General features: G+C 69.0%; 9 protein-coding genes and 1 pseudogene. 3 read left to right on the plus strand and 7 right to left on the minus strand.

Going from position 1 to position 8,836, the window contains the following annotated elements:
- Positions 1-235 precede the first annotated feature (235 nt).
- From ABZ904_RS42330 to ABZ904_RS42340, 3 genes are read right to left on the minus strand one after another with little or no spacing between them, the layout of a single operon-like run.
- Complete coding sequence (locus tag ABZ904_RS42330; RefSeq protein WP_359407920.1) at positions 236-2,533, minus strand: FtsX-like permease family protein; 2,298 nt, start codon at positions 2,531-2,533, stop codon at positions 236-238.
- Positions 2,530-3,228 carry an ABC transporter ATP-binding protein gene (locus ABZ904_RS42335; protein WP_359407923.1) on the minus strand — a complete coding sequence of 233 codons (699 nt, stop codon included), beginning with the start codon at positions 3,226-3,228 and terminating at the stop codon, positions 2,530-2,532. Before ABZ904_RS42335 ends, ABZ904_RS42330 begins: the two co-directional genes overlap by 4 nt.
- The gene (locus ABZ904_RS42340) at positions 3,225-3,749 is read right to left on the minus strand and encodes a PadR family transcriptional regulator (protein ID WP_359407926.1); all 525 of its coding nucleotides are present in this window, start codon (positions 3,747-3,749) and stop codon (positions 3,225-3,227) included. Before ABZ904_RS42340 ends, ABZ904_RS42335 begins: the two co-directional genes overlap by 4 nt.
- 122 nt (positions 3,750-3,871) lie before the next feature.
- Here ABZ904_RS42340 and ABZ904_RS42345 point away from each other — a divergent pair, with 122 nt between their 5' ends.
- Together ABZ904_RS42345 and ABZ904_RS42350 are read left to right on the plus strand one after the other, a co-directional pair.
- A complete protein-coding gene (locus ABZ904_RS42345) occupies positions 3,872-4,072 on the plus strand; it encodes a hypothetical protein (protein ID WP_361003114.1) in 201 nt (66 codons plus the stop codon).
- A gap of 20 nt (positions 4,073-4,092) precedes the next feature.
- Positions 4,093-4,557: a peptidoglycan-binding domain-containing protein gene (locus ABZ904_RS42350; protein ID WP_361003111.1), complete on the plus strand. Its 465-nt coding sequence runs from the start codon at positions 4,093-4,095 to the stop codon at positions 4,555-4,557.
- Between the two features lie 348 nt (positions 4,558-4,905).
- On the opposite strand, the gene ABZ904_RS42355 is transcribed toward ABZ904_RS42350, so the two are convergent.
- On the minus strand, positions 4,906-5,427 hold the full coding sequence (locus ABZ904_RS42355) for a hypothetical protein (protein WP_361006241.1): 522 nt from the start codon (positions 5,425-5,427) through the stop codon (positions 4,906-4,908).
- A 696-nt stretch (positions 5,428-6,123) separates the two neighbouring features.
- Between ABZ904_RS42355 and ABZ904_RS42360 the strand changes: the two genes are divergently transcribed.
- Positions 6,124-7,329: a HEAT repeat domain-containing protein gene (locus ABZ904_RS42360; RefSeq protein ID WP_361006244.1), complete on the plus strand. Its 1,206-nt coding sequence runs from the start codon at positions 6,124-6,126 to the stop codon at positions 7,327-7,329.
- A gap of 394 nt (positions 7,330-7,723) precedes the next feature.
- On the opposite strand, the pseudogene ABZ904_RS42365 reads toward ABZ904_RS42360, so the two are convergent.
- From ABZ904_RS42365 to ABZ904_RS42375, 3 genes and pseudogenes are all read right to left on the minus strand, one after another.
- Positions 7,724-8,036 (minus strand): annotated as a pseudogene (locus tag ABZ904_RS42365) (short-chain dehydrogenase); the annotation flags it as partial.
- Complete coding sequence (locus ABZ904_RS42370; protein ID WP_361829450.1) at positions 8,037-8,219, minus strand: transposase; 183 nt, start codon at positions 8,217-8,219, stop codon at positions 8,037-8,039. It lies immediately after the preceding pseudogene.
- A 76-nt stretch (positions 8,220-8,295) separates the two neighbouring features.
- Positions 8,296-8,634: a YciI family protein gene (locus ABZ904_RS42375; RefSeq protein WP_359410940.1), complete on the minus strand. Its 339-nt coding sequence runs from the start codon at positions 8,632-8,634 to the stop codon at positions 8,296-8,298.
- Positions 8,635-8,836 lie beyond the last annotated feature (202 nt).

An 8,836-nucleotide genomic window follows, 5' to 3' on the forward strand; every position in this document is an offset into this window, starting at 1 on the left:
ATCTGGCTCTGGCCTGGGCATGAGTGAAGGTCGGTTTGGCGAGGTCGAGGGTGTTGTCCAGGACGGTGACGAAGCCGTTCAGCTGCTGTGGAGCGGCTTGTTCCTGATCGTCCGGCGTTTCAAAGATGCGCCGTGAGGATCCTGCTTGAGACGCCCAGTCGGCGATCCCGCGGCCCTGAACGAGGGACGGCTCGGGCCGGCTGCAGTCAGCCGGTCCGAGCCCTTGTCGTTCCTGCTACTCGTTGCGTGCCGTTTCGGGTCCCGTGATGCGCCTGAGCAGCGGCATGGTGGATGCGATGACCCCCAGCGAGGCGACGAGCCCGGCGAACACGATCGCGTAGTACTGGATCCCCGGTGCTCGGATCGAGTACCTGAACTGGGCCTGTACGAACAGCTGGGCAGCCAGGAAGCCCATCCCGATCGCCACCACGGCGACCACCAGGAGCGGGACCGCGCTCTCCAGCAGTACCACCCGCCGCAGCACCCCGAGCGGTGTGCCGGTCAGCCGCAGCAGGCTGAAGGGGCGCTTGCGGTCGCGCAGGCCGCCGGCCACGCTCACCGCCAGGCTGCAGCCGGCGATGGGGAAACTGACCAGGATGACCCCGTTGGCCAGTTGCTGGTATCCGGCGAGCTGTGCGCCCCTTTCGGCGTGGTCCTCGCGGACGGTCCGTGGGACGTCCTGGTCGGGATACGTGTTCGCGAGGATCGTGCGCGCGTGTTCGATCGCCGACGTCGACCCGTTGGTGGCCACGACGATCTCCTGGACCGGGAGGCGGGCGAGGCTCTGGGCGGAGATGCCGGTGGCCGGCCATGCCGTGGGCCAGCGCTCCCAGTTGTACGTGCCGAAGGTGCCGTAGTTCTGGGGGACCGACGCCGCTTCGGCTCCGGAGGCGCATGCGCTGTGGGCCGGCATCTTCGCGAGCTCCGCGCACGAGGCCAGGCCGGCCACCGGCGGTGTCACAGAGCCTGGGGAGCCCTGAGCGGCCGGGTCCGCGGTGCCGAGCGGGTTCGTGTGAATCATCAGCACGCCTTTGACGCCCGGCACGGAGTTCAGGTCGCCGAGCGTGGCCTTCGAGAGCGGGGGCACGCTGCCGCTTTGGCGTCCGGTAGTGCGGTCGAAGCCTTGGACGTAGTTGGCGCCCAAGGCGCCGGCGACCGTCCGGCCGGCCTGCGGGATGCTGCGCTCGGCGTTCAGCGAGCCGATGATCCCGACGGCCGCGCTGGTGACGCACAGGGCGAGGACCAGCCCGCTGACCGCGCGGAAGCCGGCCTTCGGGTCGTCCCCGAGCCGCCGGCTCGCGACGAGCAGCGCGGGCCGGCTGGTGAGCCGGGCCAGGACGCGGGCTCCGGCCATGGTCAGCCAGGGGCCGGCGATGACGAGGCCGGTCAGGACCAGCAGGATTCCCGGGACGAAGACCCAGATCTGGCCGTTGGTGCTCCTGGGCACCCGGCCGATGGTGTACGAGAGTTCGGCGATACCGGCGGCCAGTGGGATGACCCGGTATACCCGCGGCGGGCGCGGCGTGACGCGTCGGGTGACCCCGAGCGGGGAGACCTGCACGCGGCGCAGGGCGATCCGGGCCGTGATCGTGGCCCCCACCGGGACGGCGACGGAGACGAGGAGGATGTTGCTGGTCCGGAGCGTGAGATCGCTGGCGAAGTACGGCGTACCCGTGAGGTTGACCGCCGCCAGCTGCGTACGGAACAGGTAGAAGAGGCCGAAGCCGACGGCCGTCCCGATGACCGCGGCGACCGTCGATTCGACGGCTGAGATCATCGAGATCTGCCGCGGCGTGGCGCCGACCAGGCGCATCGCGGCGAAGCGCTGGTCACGGCGGGCGGCTGCCAGCCGGGTGGCCGTGCCGATGAGGATGAGCACAGGGAAGATCAGGGCGGTGCCCGCGACGGAGAGGATGAGCTTGATGCCTCTGCTGTCGATACCCGCCCTGACCGTACAGTTCGTTCCGTTGCAGCTGCTGGGCGCCACGGTGGTGATCGAGGTGACCCGGGTGGCGTCGTGCTGCTCCGCGAGTTGGTCGGGGCTGTGGCCGATGACGACGACCAGCGAGTCCGGGCCAGGGAGCGCCGCCTTGCCGACCGTGCCGACCTGGTGGCCGGGGTAGCGGTCGGCGAGTTCGGCGGCCGGGGTGGAGTGAAGGATCTTGCTGAGGGCCGGTGAGGCGTAGAACTCGCCCGGTCCCGGAAGGCGTGAGAGCCCAGGTGGGACCGGGGAGTTCGGACCGGTGGCGGCGACGTCGACGCGGCCGATGATCTCGCCGTCGAAGTGGTCCGCCCTGAGCAGCCACCACAGCGGGTCCGTGTCCGCCTTCGCCGCCGACTGACTCGACGCGCTCTTGCCGGAGCCGGTGTTGAACCAGGCGTTCCGGCTGTTCTGGGTGGCGGTGGCGTTGATGGTCGCCAGGATGCTCAGCAGCAGGCCGACGCCGAGGGCGACGGCGGCCGCGATGACGGCGAGGCGGGCGACGGCCTCCCTGCCGCCGCTCAGGGTGAGGCGCAGTCCGAGGATGATCACGAGGTGAGCCGCCCGACGGACAGCGGCGTCACCTTGCCGTCGCGCACGATGACTTCGCGGCTCGCGAAGGCGGCCACCCGCGGCTCGTGGGTGACGAGGACGACGGTGGTGCCCTCCTCGCGCACGGAGGCGACCAACAGGTCCATCACGTGCTCGCCGGTGAGCGAGTCGAGCGACCCGGTCGGCTCATCGGCGAACAGCACCTTGGGCCGGGAGACCAGTGCGCGGGCCAGGGCGACACGCTGTGCCTGCCCGCCGGAGAGTTCGCCGGACCGGCGCCCCTCCAGACCGTCCAGGCCGAGCCGCCCGAACCACGACCGGGCCTCGGCCAGCGCGCTCGCCCTGCGGGACTTGGCGAGCAGCAGCGGCAGGGCGACGTTCTCCTCGGCGGTCAGCTCGGGGACGAGCTGACCGAACTGGAAGACGAAGCCGAAGTGATCCCGGCGCAGCGCGCTGCGCTCGGGCTCGCGCTGGGTGTCGACGCGGCGGCCTTCGAACCAGATCTCGCCGGAGTCGGGTACGAGGATCCCGGCCAGGCAGTGCAGCAGCGTGGACTTGCCGGAGCCGCTCGGGCCGGTGACGGCGAGGATCTCGCCGGCACGGGCGGAAAGGTTCGCACCCTGCAGCGCGGGCGTCTGCCCGAACGACAGGACGGCGTTTCGCGCTTCTACGAGGAAGCCTTCGTCCGAACTCATGAGCGCACCTCTGCTGTCAGGGCGGCGAGCCGCGCCACGGTCTGGTCGATCCACCGCAGATCGGCCTCCAGGTGGTACACGCCGTGGTCGGCGAGCAGCGAGTCGATCGTGCTGCCGCTCCGGCGCAGTTCAGTGAGCTCCCGCATCCGCTCCATGTGGGCGGCGCGCTGGATGTCGAGGTACGCGCGGGGGTCGCGCTCCAGCAGCAGCGCCAGTACGACCTTGGTGAACAGCACCGTCTGCAGGTGCGGTTCACCCGCGACCGGCTCGGTCAGCCAGGTCTCGACCTGCGTGACCCCCAGCTCCGTGATCACGTAGCGCTTGCGGTCCGGCCCCGACCCGGGCTCGGTCTCGCCGACCTCGACCTTCCCGTCGCGGGCGAGGCGGCCCAGGGTCGAGTAGACCTGGCCGGCGGGCAACGGCTTACCCCGACCGAAATAGGTGTCGTAGTCGCGCTTGAGGTCGTAGCCGTGGCTCGACTCCCGTTCGAGGAGTCCGAGGAGTGCCAGAGGGACAGTCATACCTCAGTGTCTACACTCAGTATCTAGTCGACGTCAACGGGCGGGCCGTCTCGGTCGATTGGCTGGGATTACGTGAAGACAGCATCGGTCGGCCAGTGGGTGCGGGCGCCTACTGGGAGCGCATGACCGCCAGGGTGGGCACGTTGGTGCGATCGCCTTGGGGCGCAGCTCTCATGGGCGAGGCGGTCGTGCCCGAGGACCACCGGCGGATCATGGACATGGTGCGGCGTGCGCAGGCGCCGGTCACGGTCAAGCAGATCTGCGCCGGGATGGGGATGTCCACCGAGCCGGCCCGCTCGGAGGCGATGCGCGCGCGAAGCTGAACCGGCTACCCACCGCTGCAGTGACGGCCCGGCAGTGGCTTTCCCAGCCCGGGCAGATGGTTCAGGCCGATGTCACGCCGTTACGCCGACCACACTGCCTGAGAAAGCAGTGCGGATTGCTGGTGCATGCCACGGCTTCCGTTGCCTCGCTGCCGATCTGCACGGCCGATGTGGAAGCGACGGGCGTGAGCGGGTTGTGGCTCGAAGTGCCCGGCACGTCTTCCGGAAGTTCGAGTTGTTACCTCGCGCCGGGCGACTACAGCGATGCGGTCAGCGCGCTGCAGTTCTCGATGGTGCGCTGTTATGGCAAGAGCATCGCAGTCGACGGGGACTTCGGTCCGGCGACCAGGAATGCACTGCTGTCGGTTCAGAGGACGATCGGTGCCGCGCAGGACGGTGTGTACGGCACGGAGACGCGCGGCAAGATGCTGCATGCCGGTACCGGCAACGGCTGTCAGAAGTGGTCACACGACGGCTGGACGTGATCGATCGTCGCCCGGGTCGCAGCGCCATGACCGGGGTAGACGGCTCCGGATTCACGGCGCGGTGTGTTCACGACCAACCAGCCCACGATTTGCCCCCGCGTGTCCCGGACTTGCCAGGGATCGAGACCTGCCCCCAGTACACCTGCTGTTCGGAGCGTTCTCTGGGGGCGAGTCGACTGCTCATGTCATGGCAGTCATGTCCACGACGGTCGACACACTCGAACAGGACGGCTGGGGAGTCGGTGTCATTGACAAAGACGACAGAAATGAAGTTGGCAGGGTCTGTGGGATCCAAACCTCCCGTTCGGCGACGGAGCGTACAGCAGGCCAACGTTGCCCGATGCGGCACTAGGACGCGAGGTGGCGTACCGATGAATAGAGGTACTGGCCCTTCTCCAAGGGCTGATCGGGAACGAGTCCCTGCCACAGCATGACGCCGTGGCGCCGTTCCCAGTAAGCGGCGTATGCCGCCTTGGCGAGCCGATCCGGCACAAGCACCAGCGGCATGATGGCCACCCAGGGCTCCCAGAACAGGGCAGCGACCAGCGTCGGCACCACCAGGAAGGCAACGAATCGTAGGGCCAGGCTACGAGGGAGAGACTCGCCCAGCGTGGGAAGCACCGTGTCCGGGTTCAAGGCAACCGCTCTCTCGAAGTCCCACTTCCCGCCGTCCACCCTCGTCGAGCGGGTGCAAGCGAGCACCCCGGACACGGCACTTCCGACGCTGAGCGCGATGAAGGCAGCGATGGCCGGCCGACCGGCGTCCGCGTTGGGGATGCCGCGCACGCCGAACGTCACGGGCGCGCTGATGGCGACGGCGCACACGGCCTGGACCACCATCGTCAATTCGTTGTGGACATACCTGCGCATGCTCTCCCCCTCCACGCCCGCCTGCTCACGTCGAGCGCTGCACCCACTATGCGCGCGGTGTCCGCCCCGAGAACCTGCTGGTTCGCCCTGGGATACCGTCCCGTCCATCGCCGAGTGCCTCGACGTCAGCAGGAGCACGATCTACAAGTACGTGTCTGAAGTGGCGGGCGGTCGAGTCACGCTCGCCGAGGTGAGGGCCGCAGTCGAACGGCCTCAGCCTGTGAGGCCGGCGGAGTAGGCCTGTGGTTTGCGGCTGGTGACACGGTTCTTGGCGGCACAGGTCGTGGACTGAGCGAACGCTGCCTGATGCGGCATTAGGACGCGAGCTGTCGTACCGATGAAGAGAGGTACTGGCGCTTCTCCCAGGAGCTGACCGCGAACGTGTCCCCGCCACAGCATGACGCCGTGGCGTCGTCCTCCGGTAGGCGGCGTATGCCGCTTTGGTGAGCCGCTGCGGCACAAGCGTCAGCGGCATGAGGGCCACCCAGGGCTCCCAGAACAGGGCAGTGACCAGCGTCGGCACCACCAGGAAGGCGAAGAGCCTTCGGCCCAGGTACGACGCAGAGACCCGCCCGGCGTGGGAAGTTCCGTGTCCGGGTTCAAGGGAACCGCCGAAGCCGGGGAAGTAGCGGGAGCATCGCGCCGGCGTCTTGCCCCGGACTGGTGTCGGGAGCGGTGTGGCTGCATGATCTGTCGGTGGATTCTTTGCAGGTGAGGTTGCTGCAGGTCGATTGGGAGGGCCTCGACCACGCCTACGGGCGAGCCGCGGACGCGCCCGGGCAGCTTCTGGCTCTGATCGGGGATGATTCCCAGGCACAGAGCCGCGCGGTCGGCTACCTGGATGCCGCGATGCTGCACCAGGGCAGCGTCTTCTCGGCGACCGGGCCGTTCATCAGGCTAGTGGCCGCCGTCTTGGCTGATCCGGCGACTGCCGTGGGGGTCGATGACATCCTTCCGTGGGATCCCGGTCCCCGACCACTTCGGGCGGCCCTGCTGGACTATCTGACCGAGTTCGCCCAAGCCTGCCAGTTGGAGACAAGCGACGAGGCCCTGCTCCGCGATGCCTACCCGGTGGGCCGGGACGAGGGAGACCTCCAGCGGATCCGTGAGGCCGCCCGCGCTTGTGACTGGCGTTTGGATCCCGATCCGGTGACGCGTGCGCCGCCGCCCGCCGCGCTGGTGGAGGCCATGGACGACATCGAGTACTGCCGGGCGATGGAGGCCCGTGATCTGCTGGCCTGCAGAGAAGTCATCGCCGACGTCTTCGACGCCGCGTGTGCCTTGACCACTGACTCCGAGTCCGCCGTTCGTACCTCAGCGATGAGCGTCGCGACGTATTGCCTCAAGGATCCGACGCTCTGCGACCGCAAGGCCGCACTGGTCGCCGTCATGAAAGACGCCGCGGCCCTCTCACCCGAGTCCAGGGAACGCGCGGCCGTGGCCCGACTGCTCGGCGAGCTGGGCCAGTGCCCCGAAGCTCTCCTTCACGACGAGCATCCAGGTGTCCGTGCCTGCGCCGCGCTCGCGCCCGGGTTCGCCGACGACCCGCGCGCCATCCGCGAACTGGTGGCTGCACTCGAAGCACCTCACGAGGTGGACCGCTGGTTCACCGGTCATCTGCCCGGACAGGAAGGCCGGCTCCACCGTGACCTCGCCGCCGCGCTCGCGGATCGAGCCGACGATCTGGAGGCCGTCCTGCCCGCCGCGTTGGGTCTGGCCACGCTCTCCGCCACCCTGGACTACGGCCACGACCTGGCCCCCTTCGTCCATCTGGCCTTTCCCGAGCCGCTCACCGAAGACAGCGTGCTGACCGCCGCCCAACGCACGTTCCTGCATGCACTGCTCGACAACCAACACCCGCCGTTTGACGAAGCCCTCTGCCGGCGACTGCTCGCCGCCTGAGGCCGGCACCGCTCCACCCGATGGCGCCACAACATCGCGGGGCACGACAGGTATCAGCCGTGCCTGGTGGTGGTACCAAATGCGGCCGATGGCGCTGTTGGCGGTGGGGAAGTGGGGATCCTGGCGCGCTTGCTGCAGCCCGGGGCGGTGTAGGCGGCCATGAGTGCGTAGCCATGGACTTGGACGAGGACGGCGTAGTCGGGCCACCGGTGGGGGAGCGGGGTGAAGCAGTCGTGGTAAGCGCCGGCCGGGTCCCGCTCGTCGCAGTCCTCCTTCGCGCACGCTGCACAGAGGCCCTGCCCCCCCGGGGGCCAGGGCAGAGTGCCCGCGCAGCTGCACTTGGCCGTTGGTGGCTACGCCGCGCGGTGATTCCGCTGCCGGGCGCTTGCGGACCTCAACGCGCTCGCCAGGGCATGGGCTCCGTCCCAGGAGAAGAAGCCACTGGTGGGGCCGTTGTGGGGCAGCAGGGCCAGGCGGACGGCTCCCCGGGCGGCTTCGGCCCCCTCGCCGCCGCCGGCGGCGAGGGGGTTGAGGTCGGTGGCCCGCAGGCCGGGGGCGAGCGCGTTGACCTTGAAGCCGTCCTCGGCCAGTGTCTGGGCGTAGAGGACGGTGAGGGCGTTGAGGGCGGGCTTGGAGGACCGGTAGGCGGCGGCGCCACCGCTTCCAGAGGTGAACTGGAGGTTGAGGTTCGTGCTCCGGGTCAGCGATCACGGCCCATACCGTTCGGGCACGTCTCGCCACGGGCACCCTGCCCGGACCCGGTGCCGGATCCCGTCGACCTGCCGACGTAGGTTCCGCGCCGGACGACCACACCCGGCGACCGGCAGCAACGCCTCGACCACCGCCCACGCCGCGTCCGTCAGATCATGCCGTCCGACCGCATCGTCCACGGGCCCGCAGCATGCTGATCCCGCAGGTCACAGGCCACCTCCGAACCAGGCCTCGGCCGCAGCGGGTCGTCTTCGGTCAGACGGTCGGGTCGTGCATGATCTCCCGGACCTCTTGCGCACAGCGGCACGCGGCAGCGATCTTGGCAGCCCACTCCAGCGCGTCCTCACGTGAGGGCACATCGATGATCGAGAACCCGCCGAGCACCGCCTTGGTCTCCGGGTACGGGCCGTTGGTGACGGTCCCGTCGGTGGCCACGACGCTTGCCTGCTGTCTTTGCAGTCCACCACCGAAGACCCACACACCGGCGTCCTGAGCCTTACGCACCACCTCGTGCGAGGCCTCGGCCACCTCGGGCAACTCCTCCTCGGGGAAGGTCATCGCGCCGTCATCGAACGAGATCAGGTACCGCGTCATACAGGGCTCCCTTGGCCGTTGGCCTCCTTCGGCAGCCTCTCACCCTACGACGAACGCCTCCCTTTAGTACCTAGAACCGACACTCTCCACGGCTTGCGAAACAGGCCCTAGGGCGCGTATCGAGTCGTGATCAATCCGCGGGATTCACCCTCGTGACGGGGCCTGATCCGGTAGATCGTCTTGCGTGACGCAAGTGCAACTG

The organism is Streptomyces sp. NPDC046900, from assembly GCF_040644975.1.
Taxonomy (GTDB): domain Bacteria; phylum Actinomycetota; class Actinomycetes; order Streptomycetales; family Streptomycetaceae; genus Streptomyces.